The 18,913-nt window shown below is 61.5% G+C and carries 17 protein-coding genes and 1 pseudogene; 8 read left to right on the top strand and 10 right to left on the bottom strand.

All coding sequences use genetic code 11. The features are described 5' to 3' along the window. The first annotated feature begins 69 nt into the window (after positions 1–69). The 3 genes from FEE99_RS05495 to FEE99_RS05485 are packed head-to-tail and all read left to right on the top strand — an operon-like array spanning position 70 to position 4,105. Positions 70–1,668 carry an ABC transporter permease gene (locus FEE99_RS05495; protein ID WP_041477446.1) on the top strand — a complete coding sequence of 533 codons (1,599 nt, stop codon included), beginning with the start codon at positions 70–72 and terminating at the stop codon, positions 1,666–1,668. Beyond that, positions 1,665–2,480: an ABC transporter ATP-binding protein gene (locus FEE99_RS05490; protein WP_041477445.1), complete on the top strand. Its 816-nt coding sequence runs from the start codon at positions 1,665–1,667 to the stop codon at positions 2,478–2,480. The genes FEE99_RS05495 and FEE99_RS05490 overlap by 4 nt, the downstream gene beginning before the upstream one ends. A gap of 14 nt (positions 2,481–2,494) precedes the next feature. Continuing rightward, positions 2,495–4,105 (top strand): arylsulfatase, encoded by a 1,611-nt coding sequence (locus FEE99_RS05485; RefSeq protein WP_041477444.1) that lies wholly within the window; start codon positions 2,495–2,497, stop codon positions 4,103–4,105. A gap of 105 nt (positions 4,106–4,210) precedes the next feature. Here the strand turns inward: FEE99_RS05485 and FEE99_RS05480 are convergent, their stop codons facing one another. Beyond that, positions 4,211–5,284, bottom strand: coding sequence for a fatty acid desaturase (locus FEE99_RS05480; RefSeq protein ID WP_041477443.1), 1,074 nt, complete (start codon positions 5,282–5,284; stop codon positions 4,211–4,213). A 100-nt stretch (positions 5,285–5,384) separates the two neighbouring features. On the opposite strand from FEE99_RS05480, the gene FEE99_RS05475 reads away from it, so the two are divergent. Beyond that, entirely contained in the window at positions 5,385–6,389 is a 1,005-nt protein-coding gene (locus FEE99_RS05475; protein WP_041477442.1) for an AraC family transcriptional regulator, read from the top strand. Between the two features lie 102 nt (positions 6,390–6,491). Here the strand turns inward: FEE99_RS05475 and FEE99_RS05470 are convergent, their stop codons facing one another. Together FEE99_RS05470 and FEE99_RS05465 are read right to left on the bottom strand one after the other, a co-directional pair. After that, the gene (locus tag FEE99_RS05470; protein ID WP_041477441.1) at positions 6,492–7,877 is read right to left on the bottom strand and encodes a heavy metal sensor histidine kinase; all 1,386 of its coding nucleotides are present in this window, start codon (positions 7,875–7,877) and stop codon (positions 6,492–6,494) included. Then, positions 7,867–8,548: pseudogene (locus tag FEE99_RS05465) on the bottom strand (heavy metal response regulator transcription factor). Before FEE99_RS05465 ends, FEE99_RS05470 begins: the two are co-directional and overlap by 11 nt. A gap of 136 nt (positions 8,549–8,684) precedes the next feature. Here FEE99_RS05465 and FEE99_RS05460 point away from each other — a divergent pair. Together FEE99_RS05460 and uraH are read left to right on the top strand one after the other, a co-directional pair. Next, complete coding sequence (locus FEE99_RS05460) at positions 8,685–9,170, top strand: GlcG/HbpS family heme-binding protein (RefSeq protein WP_041477439.1); 486 nt, start codon at positions 8,685–8,687, stop codon at positions 9,168–9,170. 11 nt (positions 9,171–9,181) lie between these two features. After that, positions 9,182–9,592: a hydroxyisourate hydrolase gene (gene uraH, locus FEE99_RS05455; RefSeq protein ID WP_041477438.1), complete on the top strand. Its 411-nt coding sequence runs from the start codon at positions 9,182–9,184 to the stop codon at positions 9,590–9,592. A 159-nt stretch (positions 9,593–9,751) separates the two neighbouring features. Here the strand turns inward: uraH and FEE99_RS05450 are convergent, their stop codons facing one another. Further along, positions 9,752–10,429 (bottom strand): Crp/Fnr family transcriptional regulator, encoded by a 678-nt coding sequence (locus FEE99_RS05450; protein ID WP_041477437.1) that lies wholly within the window; start codon positions 10,427–10,429, stop codon positions 9,752–9,754. 84 nt (positions 10,430–10,513) lie between these two features. Between FEE99_RS05450 and FEE99_RS05445 the strand changes: the two genes are divergently transcribed. Further along, positions 10,514–11,038 (top strand): Mpo1 family 2-hydroxy fatty acid dioxygenase, encoded by a 525-nt coding sequence (locus tag FEE99_RS05445; protein WP_041477436.1) that lies wholly within the window; start codon positions 10,514–10,516, stop codon positions 11,036–11,038. Between the two features lie 82 nt (positions 11,039–11,120). On the opposite strand, the gene FEE99_RS05440 is transcribed toward FEE99_RS05445, so the two are convergent. The 6 genes from FEE99_RS05440 to dibA form a co-directional block, all read right to left on the bottom strand. Continuing rightward, the gene (locus FEE99_RS05440) at positions 11,121–12,110 is read right to left on the bottom strand and encodes a sulfate/molybdate ABC transporter ATP-binding protein (protein ID WP_024011135.1); all 990 of its coding nucleotides are present in this window, start codon (positions 12,108–12,110) and stop codon (positions 11,121–11,123) included. 3 nt (positions 12,111–12,113) lie between these two features. Further along, positions 12,114–12,986, bottom strand: coding sequence for a sulfate ABC transporter permease subunit CysW (gene cysW / locus FEE99_RS05435; RefSeq protein WP_041477435.1), 873 nt, complete (start codon positions 12,984–12,986; stop codon positions 12,114–12,116). Between the two features lie 12 nt (positions 12,987–12,998). Continuing rightward, a complete protein-coding gene (gene cysT / locus FEE99_RS05430) occupies positions 12,999–13,817 on the bottom strand; it encodes a sulfate ABC transporter permease subunit CysT (RefSeq protein WP_016772245.1) in 819 nt (272 codons plus the stop codon). Between the two features lie 126 nt (positions 13,818–13,943). Next, positions 13,944–14,957, bottom strand: coding sequence for a sulfate ABC transporter substrate-binding protein (locus FEE99_RS05425; RefSeq protein WP_041477434.1), 1,014 nt, complete (start codon positions 14,955–14,957; stop codon positions 13,944–13,946). A 138-nt stretch (positions 14,958–15,095) separates the two neighbouring features. Then, positions 15,096–15,278, bottom strand: a complete 183-nt coding sequence (oscA, locus tag FEE99_RS05420; protein ID WP_041477433.1) for a sulfur starvation response protein OscA — start codon at positions 15,276–15,278, stop codon at positions 15,096–15,098. A gap of 298 nt (positions 15,279–15,576) precedes the next feature. Beyond that, positions 15,577–17,496, bottom strand: a complete 1,920-nt coding sequence (gene dibA, locus FEE99_RS05415; RefSeq protein ID WP_041477432.1) for a phosphodiesterase DibA — start codon at positions 17,494–17,496, stop codon at positions 15,577–15,579. A gap of 147 nt (positions 17,497–17,643) precedes the next feature. Between dibA and desA the strand changes: the two genes are divergently transcribed. After that, positions 17,644–18,828 carry a delta-9 fatty acid desaturase DesA gene (gene desA, locus FEE99_RS05410; protein ID WP_041477431.1) on the top strand — a complete coding sequence of 395 codons (1,185 nt, stop codon included), beginning with the start codon at positions 17,644–17,646 and terminating at the stop codon, positions 18,826–18,828. Positions 18,829–18,913: the final 85 nt, after the last annotated feature.

The following is an 18,913-nucleotide window of genomic DNA, read 5'->3' as shown; positions in this document are numbered from 1 at the left end:
CATTTCGCGAGCAGGCTCGCTCCCACATGAAAAGCGGTTCGCCATGCAACCCGACAACGGAGGTCACCCATGGCCCGTCAATCTCTGCTCAGCCTGCCGCTGGCCGCGCCGCCGCTGAAAAGCCGTCGCACCTGGCCGAGCCTGAATCAACGCCTTTTGCCCTGGCTGCTACCCGTCAGCCTGTTCGTCCTGTGGTGGCTGGCCGCGCGCAATCAGTGGATGAGCGAGCAGATCCTGCCGGCGCCATCGCTGGTGTGGAGCAGCGCTGTGGAACTGGCCCAAGGCGAGTTGTGGAGTCATTTGTGGATCAGCCTGCAACGGTTGTTCTGGGGCTTGTTGGCAGGCGTTTCGACCGGCGCGGTGCTTGGCGCCGCACTGGGCTTCAGTCGACGTCTGGAGCGCCTGGTTTTTCCGACATTCGCTGGATTGGCGCAGGTGCCGACGCTGGCGTGGATTCCGCTGTTCATGGTGTTCTTCGGCATCGGCGAAGTGCTGAAACTGGTGGTGCTGATCAAGGCCATTGTGGTGCCGGTGACCTTGCACACACTGGTTGGCGTGCGCGATGCGCAACCGAAACTGCGCGAAGCCGCCGCCGTGTTGCGCCTGCCGCCGCGTCTGCTGATTCGTCGTCTGGTGCTTCCCGCTGCGCTGCCGGCGTTCATGGCTGGCGTGCGCCTGGCACTCGCCGCCGGCTGGACCTCGTTGCTGGCGGTCGAGCTGCTGGCCTCCAGTGAAGGCATCGGCTATCTGATGGTCTGGGCGCGGCAGCTGTTCATGCTCGACATCGTGTTCGTGTGCATCGTGGTCATCGGTCTGATCGGTGTGGCCATGGATCGCGGCATCGGCCTGCTCGACCGCAGACTGGTGCACTGGCCGCACCCGGCCACCGCGCAAATCACTCGCGGCCCGCGCTATCAGGGCTGGCAACGCCTGCAACCGTGGCTGTTGCCGCTGGGCTTGTTGGCGCTTTGGCAACTGGCCAACGAGCAACAGTGGGTCGATGCAAATATTCTGGTCAGCCCTTTGGCTGTGCTGAGCACGACGTGGGACGGACTGCTCGACGGCACGCTGGTCAACGGCATGGCGCTGAGCCTGAGCCGCACCCTGGGCGGCTTGCTGATCGGTGGCGGCCTCGGTTTCGCCCTGGGCTTGCTCCTCGGCCTGTCGCGTTTCAGCGAACGCCTGCTCGGCCCGACACTCGCCGCACTGCGGCAGATTGCGATTTTCGCCTGGGTGCCACTGCTCACCGCGTGGTTCGGTCTCGGCGAACTGGCCAAGTGGGTGTTCGTCGCTCTCGCCGCCTTCTTCCCGCTGTTCGTCGCCACCCAGCGCAGCGTCGCCAATCTCTCGCCGCAACTCAACGAAGCCGCGCAAGTGCTGCGCCTGAGGCTCGGCCAGCGCCTGCGTCGACTGGTGCTGCCCGGCGCTGCGCCGGGGATTTTCGCAGGGCTGCGATTGAGCCTGATCTACGCCTGGCTCGGCACCATCGGCGCTGAATATTTCATGCCGTCCAATGGCGGCATCGGCAGCCAGATGATCGGCGCGCAGCAGCTGTTGCGCATGGATCTGATCATGGCCGGCATGCTGCTGGTCGGCCTCACCGGCGCCCTGCTCAACCTGATCGGCCAACGCCTGGAAATTCGCGCGACCCGCTGGAGACACGCATGAACGCACCGATTGTCAGCTTCAACCACGTAGGCAAATCCTTCGCCGTCAACGGTTTCGAACTGGAGGCGATTCGCGAATTCAACCTGGACATTGCCGAGGGCGAATTCGTCGCCATCGTCGGCTCCAGCGGCTGCGGCAAATCCACTTTGCTGCGTTTGCTGGTCGGCCTCGACACCGAGTTTCGCGGACAGATCAGTGTCGATGGCAAGGCCGTCAGCGGCATCGGCGGCGAGCGCGGTATCGTCTTTCAGGAACATCGTCTGTTTCCGTGGCTGACGGTCGCCGACAACATCGGCCTCGGTCTGGTCAATGAACCGCTGAGCGGAGCGCAGAAACAACAACGCATCAAAGACTTTATCGAGCTGGTCGGCCTCAGCGATTTCACCGCGGCCTATCCGCATCAACTCTCCGGCGGCATGGCGCAGCGCGTGGCGATTGCTCGCGGTCTCGTCGCCAGCCCGCGAATCCTGTTGCTCGACGAACCCTTCGGCGCCCTCGACGCACTGACCCGCCAGCAAATGCAGGACGAACTGCTGGCAATCCGCGAACGAGCAAAGATCACCACGATTCTGGTGACCCACGATGTCGAGGAAGCGATTTTTCTGGCCGATCGCGTGGTGGTGATGGAGCCGCGTCCGGGGCGGATCAAGCAAGTGGTCGACATCGCCCTGCCGCACCCGCGCCAGCGCAGCAGTTACGACTTTCATCAGCTGCGCGAAGAACTGCTGCACGAGCTGACCAGTGATGACCATTACCAACCGAGCGCACCGGTGCAGATCCGCGATCTGCCGCTGACGTTCATTGCCTGCTGAACAGGAGTTTCGCGATGCCGCAACGTCCCAACTTTCTAGTGATTCTGGCCGACGACCTAGGCTTTTCCGACATCGGTGCGTTCGGCGGCGAAATCGCTACGCCGAACCTCGATGCGCTGGCCGAGAACGGCCTGCGCCTGACCGATTTCCACACCGCACCGACCTGCTCGCCGACGCGCTCGATGCTGCTGACCGGCACCGATCACCACATCGCCGGCATCGGCACCATGGCCGAAGCGTTGACCCCGGAACTGATCGGCAAACCTGGCTACGAAGGCTACCTGAATGACCGCGTCGTCGCCCTGCCCGAGCTGCTGCGCGAGGCCGGCTATCAAACCTTGATGAGCGGCAAATGGCATTTGGGTCTGAAGGCTGAACTGGCGCCCCATGCGCGCGGTTTCGAGCGCTCGTTTTCACTGTTGCCGGGCGCTGCCAACCACTATGGTTTCGAGCCGACCTACGATGAGCAAACGCCGGGCCTGCTGAAATCCACCCCGGCGCTGTACATCGAGGACGATCAGTTTGTTGACGAGTTGCCGAAGGATTTCTATTCCTCCGATGCCTTCGGCGACAAGCTGCTGCAGTACCTCAAGGAACGCGATCAGACCCGGCCGTTCTTCGCTTACCTGCCCTTCTCCGCGCCGCACTGGCCGCTGCAGGCACCGGCCGAGATCGTCGAGAAATACCGTGGCCGCTATGACGCCGGCCCACAAGTGCTGCGCCTCGAACGCCTGGAAAAACTCAAGGCACTGGGTCTGATCGAGGCAGACGTCGAACCGCACCCGCTGATTCAGCTCAGCGCGCAGTGGGACGCGATGAGCGATGAGCAAAAGCAGATTTCCGCACGAGCCATGGAGGTCTACGCGGCGATGGTCGAGCGCATGGACTGGAACATCGGCCGGGTCGTCGATTACCTGCGCCAGCAAGGCCAGCTCGACAACACCTTCATCCTGTTCATGTCCGACAACGGTGCCGAAGGCGCGCTGCTGGAAGCGTTCCCCAAATTCGGCCCGGAGCTGATGACCTACCTCAACCAGCATTACGACAACAGCCTCGACAACATCGGCCGGGCCAATTCCTACGTCTGGTACGGGCCGAACTGGGCGCAAGTGGCAACCGCGCCGTCACGCTTGTTCAAGGCTTTCACCACCGAGGGCGGGATCCGCGTGCCGGCGCTGCTGCACTATCCGCAACTGCCGCTCAAAGGGCAGATCAGCCATGGTTTCGGCACGGTGATGGATATCACCCCGACCATTCTCGATCTGGCTGGCGTGCGGCATCCGGGCAAACAGTGGAAAGGCAAAGCGGTGGCGCCACTGCGCGGCAAGTCGTGGCTGGGCTTCCTGTCCGGCGAGACCGCGCAGGTGCATGACGAGCATACGGTCACCGGTTGGGAATTGTTCGGACGTCGGGCGATTCGCCAAGGGTCGTGGAAAGCCGTGTGGATTCCCGGACCGGTCGGGCCAGCGACCTGGCAGCTTTATGATCTGGCGAGCGATCCAGGGGAGATTCATGATCTGGCGTTGAGTCAGCCGCAGAAACTCACTGACTTGATCGGGCATTGGCAGCGGTATGTGGAAGAGACCGGAGTGATCCTCAGTGCTTCGCCGTTTCAGCCGGATTGATAGGGTCTGACAGATCGTATTCGCGAGCAGGCTCGCTCCCACAGGAAACCGGATTCCAACTGTGGGAGCGAGCCTGCTCGCGAAGGGGCCTTTGAGCACAACCCATCAAGCCCGGGCTGAACTCACCTCTTCATTGACCATCTCAGCCGGACGCACAAACCGGTTCGCCCGGCCAAACGTGCCGAAATCATTAAAGCGCACACCCATCTCGCGCATCACCTTGTGCGCCACCGGCACGGTCATCTGACGAATGTAAAACGGCTCCTTCACGACAAAATGATGAATCCCGTGACTGCTGCCGAAGTTGAAGCAGAACGCTTGCAACGGCCACAGCCACCACGGGTTCAGCACCTGGCATTGCTGCAGCACATTGCCCGGTTCGACGTCGCCGTAGTAATGCATGTTCGAGCTGATGAAGTGCAGGCAGAAAGTGCGCAGCACGTTGGGGCCGATGATCACCACGGCGGCGATATCGATCACCTGCATCACCGAGAGCGTGGTGGCCGACCACTCGATGGGCGAGCCGAGCAAATGCGCGATGCCGTTGGCCCCGTGAAAGCCGAGAAACACGTACCACGCTCCCCAATGCAGCAGCGCCAGCGGTGCGTAGACCTTGAGCACGCGCTTGCCGATGCTCCACTTGTGTGCCCAGGTCCTGGCGCGGAGCAGGCGGATAAAGGCCGACATGACGTTATCGCCAACCATCAGCAGACGGGCAAAACCCCACGGCTCGCCGTTGGTGATTGCGCGCTCTTCCATGTCGGCTTCAGTGCCGGAAACCTTGTGATGGTTGAGGTGCAGATGACGACGGATCCACGGGTTGATCGTGCTCGGTCGCGCCAGCCAGACCAGGCCCATCATCAGGTTGTGCGGCACGCGCTGCTTGCGGAAGTACATGCTGTGGATCAGGTCGTGTTCCAGCTCATGGGTCAGCGAGGCGAAAAACCCGTTGAGCAGCAGGCACACCCACCAGGCCATATGGCCAGTGGCGTACAGCGCCGCCGAGCCGATCATCCCGGCCAGCGCGAACGCCAGAATCCCCGCACCGAGGGCATCCTGACGCTGAAGAATCGGGTAGCGCTCACGCAATTGCGCACCCTTGGCCAACACCACTTGGCGAATATGTGCCGAGCGCTGCGCCGCATTCAGTCGTTCAGGGCTTGCAGAAGTACCGTCCATGCTTCCATCCTCGGGTCTAAGATGAATGCATCGTGCCTTGCCGGGGTTCGATCCGCGCTAGCCAAGAACGCCAACCTGTTGACCGGACGCGCCAATCCGCATGAAGGAACCGACCTCCCTCGCCAGCTGGACCCGCGCCTTGCGCAAACAACTCGACGCGCTCGGGCTGGACAGCCTTGCCTTGTGCCAACAGGCCGGGCTCGACCCTACGCTGATGGACGACCCCAATGCGCGCTATCCGCTATCCGGTACCACGCGCCTGTGGGCGCTCGCCGTTGAAGCCAGCGGCGACCCGGCGCTGGGCTTGCGCGTGTCGCGTTTCGTCAGCCCGACCACGTTCCACGCGCTCGGTTATGCGCTAGTGGCCAGCGGCAGCTTGCGCGAAGTGTTCGAGCGCATCGTGCGCTATCACCCGGTGGTCAGCGATGCGCTGGAACTGGAGCTGAGCCGTAGCAATGACCGTTATCAATTTCGCCTGAAAATTCCGCCCGGCAACCCGGCGCCGGCCTTCGAAGCCATCGACGCATTTACGGCGATCTACGTGCGCACCTGCCGCAATCGCCTCGGCCGTGACTACGCACCGCTGGCGGTGTACTTGCGCCGCCCCGAACCGAGCGATGCCCAGCAATGGCACAAAGTCTTCCGCGCGCCGGTGTATTTTTCCGCCGCCGAAGACCGCCTGGAATTCGCCCTCGGCGACTTCGACAGCCACCTCGACGACGCCAACCCGGAACTGGCCGAGCACAACGAAGCCGTACTCAAACGCACCCTCGCCCAGCTCAAACCGCTGACCTGGGAGCGCAAGGTGCGCGATGCCATTGAAGAACAACTGCCCGAAGGCGAACCGAGCGCCGAACGCATCGCCCAAGCCTTGCACCTGAGCCTGCGCAGCCTGCAACGGCATCTGGCGGATGAGGGCTGTCGCTTCGACACCCTGCTCAACGAAAGCCGCGAAAATCTCGCGCTGCTGCACCTGCGTGACCCGCAGTGTTCCTTGAGTGAAGTCAGCTATCTGCTGGGATTCGCTGACACCAGCAGCTTCAGCCGCGCGTTCAAGCGCTGGACCGGGATGACGCCGGGGCAGTTTCGCGATGGGTTGCGCTGATCCGAAATCACCATTGTGTGATCCAGCGCCTTCGCGAGCAGGCTCGCTCCCACAGTTGGAATGCGTTTCCTTGTGGGAGCGAGCCTGCTCGCGAAGAGGCCGTCAGACCACCACAAACCCCAGCTCAAAAACAGTGCCTTCGGCGTCACTCCTCACCCGCACCTGCCCACCATGCAACTGCATGATCGACTGCACGATCGCCAAACCCAGCCCACCCGAATCTCCCGGTTCCGCACGTGAAGGATCGACGCGGTAGAAACGGTCGAACAGTTTGCCCAGATGCTCAGGCGCGATGACCGGGCCGTGGTTGTGCACTTGCAGCCAGCACATACCCGGTTCATCGCGGCGTTGCAGGCTGATCAGGGTGCCGGGGTCGGCGTGGCGTACGGCATTGGCCAGCAGATTGCCGAGGGCGCGTTGCAGCAGTTGCTGGTCGGCGAGCAATTCGCCGTGCATGCGGTTTTGCAGTTGGAGGTCGCGGTCATCGGCCAGGGCTTCGAAGTAATCGCAGAGTTCGTCGCCGACGTTGCGCAAGTCCAGTGTGTGCAGATTGAGCGCACGTTCGGCCTGTTCGGCGCGGGCGAGGAACATCAGGTTCTCGGCCATGCGCTTGAGCCGTTCGAACTCTTCCATGTTCGAGGCCAGCACTTCCTGATATTCGGCCGTGCTGCGCGGATGGTTCAGGGCCTGGCCGTTGCTGGCGAGCAAGGTGTGCAGAGGGGTGCGGATTTCGTGCGCGAGGTCGGCGGAGAATTGCGACAGGCGCTGCACGCTGTCGTCCAGCCGCGCCAGCATGGTGTTGAGCGCGTGCACCGGCTCGCGCAGTTCGCTCGGCGTGCCCTCGGTAGGCAGGCGTCGATCGAGGCTGCGCAGATCGATGCTGCGTACGGCTTCGCTCAACTGATGCAATGGCTGCAAGCCGCGCCGCAGCAGCAACAGGCCCAGAGCGAAAGCGAGCAACGCGCCGAGGCCGACAGACAGGTACAGACGCAGGCGATAACTGCCGAGCATCTGCTCGCGCTCGCTGAGCACTTTGCCGGCGATCACCGTGAGGGTTTCACCGTTGGGGCCTTGGGCCTGGCCGGACAGCAAGGCCAATTCGGCGCCGTCGCTGGCCTGCCAGGTGAGCACGTCACGGCGCTGCGGCATTTGCTCTCGCGGTAATGCATTGAGCGCGGGCAGTTCACGCTGACGCGGGTTGATCGCGATCACGCTGGAACCGTCGGCCCGGCGCACCAGCAACAGACTGTCGAGATTGCCGAGCATGTTCTGATACAGCCGTGGCCGTGCCTGCAAGGCGTCGAGGCTGTCGCTGTCGGCGAGCAAGGCGCGCACTTGCTCGAGGCGACCGAGCAAGGCCATGTCGTCACGAAAGGCCAATTCCGAGGCCAGCGAGCGGTAGAGAAACACGCCGATTGCGCTCAGCACCAGCGCGCAGACCATGGCGAAGGCCAGTGCCAATCGCCAGGCGATCGACTTACTCCACATCGTCTGGCGCTTCCAGTTGATAACCGACGCCGCGCACGGTGTGGATAAGTTTCGGCATGTACGGATCATCAACCTTGGCCTCGCAGACGCCGGACGGCGACTTCGACCATGTTGGTGTCGCTGTCGAAATTCAGGTTCCACACTTGCGAGGCGATCAGCGTGCGCGAAAGCACTTCGCCCTGGCGGCTGGCGAGCAGCTGCAAGAGGGCGAATTCCTTGTTGGTCAGGGCAATGCGCTGGCCGCCGCGACTGACCCGGCGGCGCAGCACGTCGATTTCCAGGTCGGCGATGCTGTACGACTCGGCTTCGCGCATCGGCCCGCGTCGCAGTAGCGTGCGCACGCGCGCGAGCAACTCGGCGAAGGCGAAGGGTTTGAGCAGGTAATCGTCGGCGCCCAGCTCAAGACCACGCACGCGGTCTTCGATAGCGTCCTTGGCGGTGAGAAACAGCACCGGTGTGGCGCCGCGCTGGCGGATCAGCTGGAGCAATTGCCAGCCGTTGAGGCCAGGCAGCATCACGTCGAGGATGATCAGGTCGTATTCCTGTTGCTCGATAAAATAGCGGCCGTCGAGGCCATTGAGCGCCACGTCCACGGCGAAACCCGACTCGCCCAGGCCCTTGGCGAGGAAATTGGCGGTTTTGGCTTCATCTTCTACGACCAGCAAACGCATGGCACACCTCGATTGATCAGGTACACAGGCTAGGCGTGTTCGGCGCCGTTGCCCATTACAAACTTGTAATCCGCCTGACGGAGTTCTGACGAAGTGCGCCGGTTAAGGTGCAGACATCCCCATTCGGAGCCTGCCCATGACCGTCAAATACCTTGTCGCCAGCCTGATCCTCGGCCTCAGCGGCGCAGCAAGTGCCACGCCAGAACTGCCGCGCCACGCCGATCTCGACCTGAAAACCGCACGCTGGCTGGCGGACAAGGCGATGAGCAGTTGCACCGGCACGGTGTCGGTGCTCGACCGTGGCGGCAACCTGCTGGTGACTCTGCGTGGTGACGGCGTTGGCCCGCACAACACCGCCGCCAGCCAACGCAAGGCTTACACCGCGCTGTCGACCAAGACGCCGACGCGGCTGTTCGCCGAGCGCGCCCGCAGCAACCCGGAAACCGCCAACCTCAACACCCTCGATGAATTGCTTTTGCTCGGCGGCGGCATTCCGTTGTTCGCCGGCAGCGAACTGGTCGGCGCCATGGGCGTGGCCGGTTCCGGCGGCGGTGAGCAAGACGAAAACTGCGCCCGCGCCGCCGCCGACAAAGCCGGCCTGACCATCACCCGTTCCCACTAAGGAGATCCACCATGACCACCCTGCGCATGACCCTCGCCGCGCTCAGCCTGAGCGCTGTTTCCAGCCTGGCGCTGGCCGCCGGCAATCCGCTGAGCGTGCACGTGCTCAACCTGGAAAACGGCCTGCCGTCACCGGGCATCAACGTCACCCTGGAAAAACACGTCGGCGAAAACTGGCAGCCACTGGCCCAAGGCACCACCAACGAACAAGGGCGGATCGCCGAACTGTTCCCGGCCAAACAGCCATTCGAAGCCGGTGAATACCGCGTGGTGTTCAAGACCGGCGAGTACTACCAGAAGATCAAGCACGAGACGTTCTTCCCGGAAATTCCGGTGATCTTCCAGGTCAAGCAGACCGATCAGCACTACCACATCCCGCTGCTGCTGAGCCCGTACGGTTTCTCGACCTATCGCGGTTCGTAATCCAAACGCAGATCCTTCGTAGGAGTGAGCCTTTGTGGTGAGGGGATTTATCCCCGCTGGAGTGCGCAGCAGTGCCTTTTTCAGGGCCGCTTCGCGCCCCAGCGGGGATAAATCCCCTCGCCACAGGTGCCAGTTCCGACATTGGATCGGTTTCAGTTTTCAGATCGTGGCCAAGGCACGCAATCTCACCGCATCGAGAATTTCGATTTCGCCGTATGCGAGCCCGATAATCCCCTGCCCCTGCAGATCCTTGAGGATCTGATTGGTGGTCTGCCTCGACAGCGACAGCATCGCCGCCAGCTGCTCCTGCGGCAGTTGCAGCGTCCGGCGTGGTGCGTCGAGTTCGCCGTAGCCTTCGGCAATCATCAGCAGCCGATGGGCGAGACGCGCCGGGGCTGGCAGCAGGCTCAGCTGTTCGAGATTGATGAAGGCCAGGCGCAATTTGTGGCTCATCAGCAGCGCCAAATGCCGCCAGTACTGCGGCTGTTCGTCGAGCAATTTGAGCAACGCCGCTTGCGGAACATTCAGCAAGGTGCACGACCCGACTGCATAGGCATCGTGAGTGCGAGGCTGGCCATCGAACAGGCAGATTTCGCCGAACCAGTGCGGCGCCTCCACCAGACTCAACAACGCCTCCTTGCCCTGCTCGCTCACCGCGCCGATGCGCACGGCGCCATCGAGCACTGCATACAGACCGCACGGCGCATCGCCACGCTGGAACAGTCGTTGTCCCGCCGTCAGCCGCCGCTCCCGAGCCAGCGCCAGCAGGCTATCCTGAAAAGATGCAGGCAAATGACTGAACCACTGGCCGCTGAGCAACCGTGCACGAATTTGCATAACCACTCCTGGAGTGTCGCCTGCCCGACAGAGCGAACGCGGATCCCGAGGGATGATGCATTCAACCCCACTGGAGGAACAACAATGAAAAGCCTCGTCGACCACCTCAGTCAATACGCCGCCTACCACCGCGACCCGCGCAACATTGCCAGCCACTTTATCGGCATTCCGCTGATCGTGGTGGCGGTGGCCGTCCTGCTGTCACGGCCGCAGTGGGCGCTGGGCGGGCTGTGGATATCTCCAGCCGTTGTGGTGGCGCTGGCCTCGGCGTGGTTTTACCTGCGTCTGGAGTTGAAGCTTGGCGTGTTGATGACAGTACTGATGGGGCTGTCGGTGTGGGCCGGGCATGCACTGGCGCAGCAGAGCACCATGGTCTGGCTGAGCAGCGGCCTGGCGATGTTCGTGATCGGCTGGGTGATCCAGTTTGTCGGGCATCACTATGAGGGGCGCAAACCGGCGTTTGTCGATGACATCAGCGGGCTGATTGTCGGGCCGTTGTTTGTCGTGGCCGAGCTGGCGTTCTTGCTCGGGATGCGGCAGGAATTGAAACAAGAGATCGAGTTGCGGGCGGGGGTGGTGCGGGTCAATCCGAATCGCGCTGCTGTCTAGATCGTATTCGCGAGCAGGCTCGCTCCCACATTTGGAATGAGTTTTCCCTGTGGGAGCGAGCCTGCTCGCGAAGCTTTTGCCTTTAAATATTGGCGACTTTCTGCCAGACCTTCGGCTTGAAGAACAGGGTTTCACCCTTGGCCAGACCGATCAGGCTGTCGTGGTCTTTCACCACTTCCGCTTCGATCAGATCCGTCTGCCCTTCCACCTTCAGCGTCACCCGCGTCGTCGCACCCAATGGGCGGATATCGCGCACTTCAGCGGCATGGTGATCTTCCAGCTCATGCCTGGACAACGACACCTCATGCGGGCGGAACAGCACGTGGTTGTCGTCGCTCAACAGCAAGCGGTTCGAATCGCCGAGGAAGTGATAGACGAAATCGCTGGCCGGGTTTTCGTAGACGTCGCCCGGTGAGCCGATCTGCTCGATCACACCCTTGTTCATCACCACGATGCGGTCGGCGACTTCCATCGCTTCTTCCTGGTCGTGGGTCACGAACACCGACGTCAGGTTGATGTCTTCGTGCAACCGCGCCAGCCAGCGCCGCAGTTCCTTGCGCACCTTGGCGTCGAGGGCGCCGAACGGTTCGTCGAGCAGCAGCACTTTAGGTTCCACCGCCAGGGCACGGGCCAATGCGATGCGCTGACGCTGGCCACCGGACAACTGTTCCGGGTAGCGATCCGACAGCCAGTCCAGTTGCACCATGTTCAGCAGTTCGTGAACCTTGGTGGCGATCTGGCTTTCGCTCGGGCGCTGGTTTTTCGGTTTCATCCGCAGGCCGAACGCGACGTTGTCGAACACTGTCATGTGGCGGAACAAGGCGTAATGCTGGAACACGAAACCGACGTTACGATCACGCACGTCGTGGCCGGAAACGTCCTCGCCGTGAAAAACGATGTTGCCCTGATCCGGGGTTTCCAGACCGGCAATAATGCGCAGCAAGGTGGTTTTGCCACAGCCCGACGGGCCAAGCAGCGCGACCAGCTCACCGCTGTGGATATCCAGGCTGATGTTGTCCAGCGCCTTGAACGCGTTGAAATTCTTGCTGACGTTACGCACTTCGATCGACATGAATTATTCCTCCGCGGCGCTGGCGCGCAGGCGGTTGATACGGTTTTCGCTCCACTGCTTGAGCAGCAGGATGAAGAGCGCCAGGATCAGCAACAGGCTCGCCACGGCGAACGCGGCCACGTGGTTGTATTCGTTGTAGAGGATCTCGACGTGCAGCGGCAAGGTGTTGGTCACCCCGCGAATGTGCCCGGAAACCACCGACACCGCACCGAACTCGCCCATGGCCCGCGCGGTACACAGCACCACGCCATAAATCAGGCCCCACTTGATGTTCGGCACGGTGACGTGCCAGAACATCTGCCAGCCATTGGCACCGAGCAGGCGCGCGGCTTCCTCCTCTTGGGTGCCTTGTTCCTGCATCAGCGGAATCAGTTCACGGGCCACGAACGGCACGGTGACGAAAATCGTCGCCAGCACAATGCCCGGCAGGGCGAAGACGATCTGGATGTCGTGATCCTGCAGCCACGGCCCGAACAGGCCCTGCGCACCGAACATCAGCACGTAGACCAGACCGGCGATCACCGGCGACACCGAGAACGGCAGGTCGATCAGCGTGACCAGCATGCTCTTGCCACGAAACGAGTATTTGCTCACGCACCACGCCGCACTGACGCCGAACACCAGGTTCAGCGGCACCGAAATCAGCACCGCGAACACGGTGAGTTTCAATGCCGAAAGCGCGTCCGGTTCAAAAATCGCGGTGAAGAACGCGCCGAGACCGTTTTTCAGACCTTGCGATACGACGATGAACAATGGCAGCAGCAGAAACAGGAAAAAGATCAGCCAGCCAAGACCGATCAGGACTCTGCGCGAAGTGGCGCTGCCACGCCGCGCTGCGTTGGCCGAAGAGGCGGCCGCAATGGATGATTGGGACATGTTCGCGCCTCCTTATGGGGTTTCGATGCGTCGCTGCAGCAAGTTGATCAGCAGCAACAGGATGAAGGAAACCACCAGCATCAATACGCCGATGGCGGTAGCGCCGGTGTAATCGTATTGGTCGAGTTTGACCATGATCAGCAGCGGCAGGATCTCGGTTTTCATCGGCATGTTGCCGGCGATGAAAATCACCGAACCGTACTCGCCGACGCCACGCGCGAACGCCAGCGCAAAACCGGTCAGCCAGGCGGGCAGCAGTGCCGGAACCAGAATGTGGCGAAATACCTGCCATGGCTTCGCACCCAGGCACGCCGCCGCTTCTTCGACTTCACGGGGAATATCGGCCAGCACCGGTTGCACCGTGCGCACCACGAACGGCAGCGTGACGAAGGTCAGCGCCAGGGTGATGCCCAGCGGGGTGTAGGCAATCTTGAAACCGAGGTCGGCGGCGAACTGCCCGACCAGCCCGGCCGGCGCGTACAGCGCGGTCAGCGCGATACCGGCCACGGCTGTCGGCAGGGCGAACGGCAGATCGATCATCGCATCGATCACCTTGCGCCCGGGGAAGGTGTAGCGCACCAGCACCCAGGCCAGCAACGTGCCGATGATGCCGTTGATGATCGCCGCACACAGCGCGGTACCGAAGCTCAGCTTCAACGCCGCCAGCACCCGCGGTGCGGAGATGATCGTCCAGAACTGATCCCAGGTCAGCTGGGCGGCGTGGACGAACATCGCCGCCAGCGGGATAAGCACAATCAGGCTGAGGTACACCAAGGTGTAACCCAGCGTCAGCCCGAAGCCGGGTATGACGGGGGAGATACGACGCGACATAAAAGTCCCTGGTTGAAAACGCATCAATGTGGGAGTGAGCCCTGTGGTGAGGGGACTTATCCCCTCACCACAAAAGCTCAGTCCCACATGTCATGTGCCCAGACATCAGGCCGGTTGAAGGCGAGATTACTGCGCCTGATAAATCTGGTCGAACACGCCGCCGTCGTTGAAGAATTTCGGCTGCGCGGATTTCCAGCCGCCGAAGTCCTTGTCGATGGTCACCAGTTCCAGTTTCGGGAACTGCTGGGCGTACTTGGCCGCTACGTCCTTGTCACGTGGACGATAGAAGTTTTTCGCGGCGATTTCCTGGCCGGCCGGGCTGTACAGGTGCTTGAGATAGGCCTCGGCGATCTGCGCGTTGCCCTTCTTCTCGGCATTCTTGTCGACCACCGCCACTGGCGGTTCGGCGAGGATCGACAGCGACGGCACGACGATATCGAACTTGTCCGCGCCGCCGTCTTCTTTCAACGCCAGGAACGCTTCGTTTTCCCAGGCCAGCAACACGTCGCCCTGACCGTTGTTGACGAAGGTGATGGTCGAACCGCGGGCGCCGGTGTCGAGGATCGGCACGTGCTTGAACAGGGTTTGCACGTATTCCTTGGCCTTGGCTTCATCACCGCCGTTGGCTTTCAAGCCATAGGCCCACGCGGCGAGGAAGTTCCAGCGCGCACCGCCCGAGGTTTTCGGGTTTGGCGTGATCACCGAGACATCGTTCTTGACCAGATCGCCCCAGTCCTTGATGCCTTTCGGGTTGCCCTTGCGCACCAGGAACACGATGGTCGAGGTGTACGGCGTGCTCGCTTCCGGCAGACGCTTCTGCCAGTCGGCGGGCAGGCTCTTGCCGAGCTTGGCGATTTCGTCGATGTCACCGGCCAGGGCCAGGGTCACCACGTCAGCACGCAGACCGTCGATCACCGCACGGCCCTGCTTGCCCGAGCCGCCATGCGACTGCTGGATTTTTACAGTGTCGTCGGCATGATCCTGCTGCCAGAACTTGATGAATTCGGCGTTGTATTCCTGATACAGCTCGCGCGTCGGGTCATACGACACGTTGAGCAGCTCGTAATCCTTGGCAACGGCGGAACCGGCAAACACGGCACTGACCAGCGCGGCCAGAGCGTAACGGCGAATCGACGACATGGTGAAAGCTCCTGGAATTCTTGGTGATGGCTTTTTCTTATGTATTGCTGGAATCGGATCGCGTTGAAAGATCGCCGCCTTCGCCAGCTCCTGCACGCAGCCCCTGTAGGAACTGCCGAAGGCTGCGATTTTTTGATCTCACCCCGGTTGTTTACCGGGTTGCTGCAAACGAAATTTCTCTTTGCGTTCGATCTGTACGACTTGCGCGTTGTGCACAGTGATCTCCACTGCGCCGAACCGCAGATCGCGCAGGGCACTCTGGATTTCACGCAAGATCGTGGCTTCGTCCTGACCGTCAACGCTGCGAAGGGATGCGCTCATGGTGCTGCTCCTTTGAAGGGGATTTGCCTGGCAGTGGGCGGCACTGCGTTCGGCGTGGGAGCAATATAAGAGAGACATGGATATTCTTAAAAAGACTATTTAAGAATGTTTATATAACCAGAAAACAATATGAGAGAGGGCAAGGGGTTTGCGTTGATTTGAAGTCGTCAAAAGAACTTGTGGCGAGGGGATTTATCCCCGTTGGACTGCGTAGCAGTCCCATTTCTTGGGGCCGCTACGCGACCCATCGGGGATAAATCTCCTCACCACAAGGTCGGTGATAGCCTGATAGGCCTTTTCAGCCAATCAATGGCGTTTTCGCCCAATCAAGCCGATCCGCAGACACCGGCCGCCCAAACCAGTAGCCCTGCCCCAGATCGCATTCCTGCGCCAACAGAAATGCCGCCTGCTCAGCCTGCTCGATCCCCTCGGCATGGACCTGCATGCCCATGCTGCGGGCCAACGCAATGATCACCCGGACAATCGCCACGTCATCCTCATCCCACGGCAACCCGGCGACGAAGCCCTGATCGATCTTGAGTTTCTGCACCGGCAGGCGCTTGAGCCGCAACAGCGAGGAATAACCCGTGCCGAAATCATCGATGGCCAGACGCACACCCAGCTCGCGCAAGCGATGCATCTGTTCCAGCGCCACTTCGGGATCGTCCATCACCGCGCTTTCGGTGACTTCCAGTTCCAGATAGACCGGATCCAGCCCGGTGTCGTGCAGCACCTGCGCCACCTGCTGGTACAACTCACGCCGGGCAAACAGCCGCGAGGAGACATTCACCGCGACGAACGCCAGCACCACGGCGCTCTGCTGCCATTGGCACATCTGTCGGCAAGCCTGCTGCATCACCCAGGCATCGATCTCGGCGATCAGCCCGGTGCGCTCGGCAATCGGAATGAATTCTGCCGGCGACACCAGACCGCGCTGCGGATGCTGCCAGCGCACCAGTGCCTCGACGCCGACCAGACGGCCGCTTTGCAAGTCATGCACCGGTTGGTAGTAGACACGCAGTTCCTCCTGCTCCAGTGCGCGGCGCAGCTCGAAGGCGATTTCGACCCGTTGCTGGGCATGGGCGGTGAGCTCTTCGGTATACAGCGCGTAGCCATTGCGCCCGCTGCTTTTGGCCTTGAACAGCGCGCTGTCGGCGTTGCGTAACAACTGCTCGGCGCTGAGGGCATCGCTGGGAAACAGGCTGATGCCGATGCTCGCGTTGATGAACAGTTGATTGCCATCTACCAGCACCGGCTCCTTCAAGGCGTCCAGAGTCCGTTGCGCCAGCGCGGCAGCCTGGGCCGGCTGTGGACAACTTTCCGCGAGCACCGCGAACTCGTCACCGCCGAGCCGCGCCAAGGTAATGCCGTGGCCGAACAGTTCCTGCAAACGCGTCGCCACCGCTTTTAGCAATCGATCGCCGACGTTATGCCCGAGGCTGTCGTTGATCATCTTGAAATGATCCAGATCGAGCATCAGCAGCGCGCAGCCACGCTTGTGCGTCTGCGCGGAAGCCAACGCCTGTTCGGCGCGGTCGCTGAACAGCAGGCGATTGGGCAGATCGGTCAACGGATCGTGATGCGCCAGGTGTTTGAGCTCGGACTCGGAATCCTTGATCGCACTGATGTCGGAGAACACCGCCACGTAATGGCTGAGCCGGCCGGAATCATCGTGAATCACCCGGATGGTTTGCCACTGTGGATAAATCTCGCCAGTCTTGCGCCGGTTCCAGATCTCGCCGCTCCATTCACCTTCAGCCTCGAGGGTAGCGAACATCGCCTGATAGAAGCCCGGCGGATGATGGCCGGACTTGAACAGACTGGGCTGCTGGCCGATGACCTCGTCGCGCCGATAACCGGTGATCTCGATAAAGGCCCGATTGACGTGGACGATCAGGCCCCGGTGGTCGGTAACCAGCACCCCTTCGCGAGTGCAGTCGAACACGGCGGCCGCCTGACGCAGACGCTCACGGTCGGTGTGGCGCTCGCGCAAATGCGCGCCGATGCCGAGAAACCCGCACAGCCGCGCCCGTGCGAGGAAAATCAGCGCGGCGCTGATCGTCGCCAGCAGATAACCGTTGATCAGTTGCCAATGGGTCAGCTCACGGGAGTCATCGAAGAATCTGCTTAATAAATGATCAGAAACTTGCAGCCACAGGGCGGCCAGTACGAGGTAGAGCAGCGCTGCACGCAAGGCATCGCGGTAAGTCGCAGACATTCGGTCGTCCATGTCCCTACAAAAAGGTTGGAATTATAGGTGAAGAAACATTCAGCGACTTCTTATCTGAAAGGGCGACTGGTTTTATCTGTGTGCTTAGTGATAATGCAACGGCTGTTTTTATCTTTATCGAGGGCCCTATAGCCTATGTGGTACGAAGGTTTTCTTGGCTTGTCGGCCTGGTCACTGGTCGCGGTCACCCTGCTGATGACCCATGTGACGATTGTCGCCGTCACGGTCTATCTGCACCGTTACTCGGCCCACCGCTCGCTCGAGCTGAATGCGGGTCTGAAGCACTTTTTCCGTTTCTGGCTGTGGCTGACCACGGCGCAGAACACCCGCGAGTGGACTGCCATCCACCGCAAACACCACGCCAAATGCGAGACCGAGGATGACCCGCACAGCCCGGTCATCAAGGGTCTGTCCACCGTACTGCGCACCGGCGCCGAGCTGTACCGCAGCGAAGCGCAGAACCCGGAAACCCTGCGCATCTACGGCAAGAACTGCCCGGAAGACTGGGTCGAACGCAACGTCTACAGTCGCTATCCGCTGCTGGGCGTGGCGATCATGGGCGTGATCGACCTGCTGCTGTTCGGCACCATCGGTATCACCATCTGGGCAATCCAGATGATGTGGATTCCGGTGTGGGCCGCTGGGGTGATCAACGGTCTGGGCCATGCTGTCGGCTACCGCAACTTCGAATGCCGTGACGCGGCGACCAATCTGGTGCCGTGGGGCATCCTGATCGGCGGTGAAGAGCTGCACAACAACCATCACACCTACCCCAACTCGGCCAAGCTGTCGGTGAAGAAGTGGGAATTCGACCTCGGCTGGGCGTGGATCAAGGTCTTCTGCTTCCTGCGTCTGGCCAAGGTGCAGCGGGTCGCACCGATTGCCCACCGCGTCGAAGGCAAAGGCAGCCTGGACATGGACACCGCCATGGCGATCCTCAACAACCGCTTCCAGATCATGGCCCAGTACCGCAAATTGGTGATCGGCCCGCTGGTCAAGCAAGAGCTGGCCAAGGTCGATCATTCGGTGCGCCACCAGTTCCACCGGGCCAAACGCCTGCTGTCGCGGGAAACCAGCCTGCTGGAAGACCGTCATCACCTGCGCATCCAGACCATGCTCGAACACAGCCATGCTTTGAAAGTGATCTACGAGAAGCGCCTGGCTTTGCAGCAGATCTGGGTCAAGACCAGTTCCAATGGCCACGACATGCTGGCCGCCATCAAGGAATGGATTCACGAGGCCGAGGCCAGTGGCATCCAGTCGTTGCGGGATTTTGCTGATCAGCTGAAAACCTACTCGCTGCGTCCTGCGACTGCCTGACCGGCAACGAGGCTGTGATCTCAACGATCGCAGCCTCATTGCACTCGTCAGCTCCAACCCCTCACCGCCCGGCGGGACTCGGTAA

This window comes from Pseudomonas sp. ef1 (assembly GCF_007293365.2).
Classification (GTDB): Bacteria; Pseudomonadota; Gammaproteobacteria; order Pseudomonadales; family Pseudomonadaceae; genus Aquipseudomonas; species Aquipseudomonas siliginis.
Note: the sequence above shows the minus strand (reverse complement) of the source record. Positions and strands in the feature narration are given on the sequence as shown.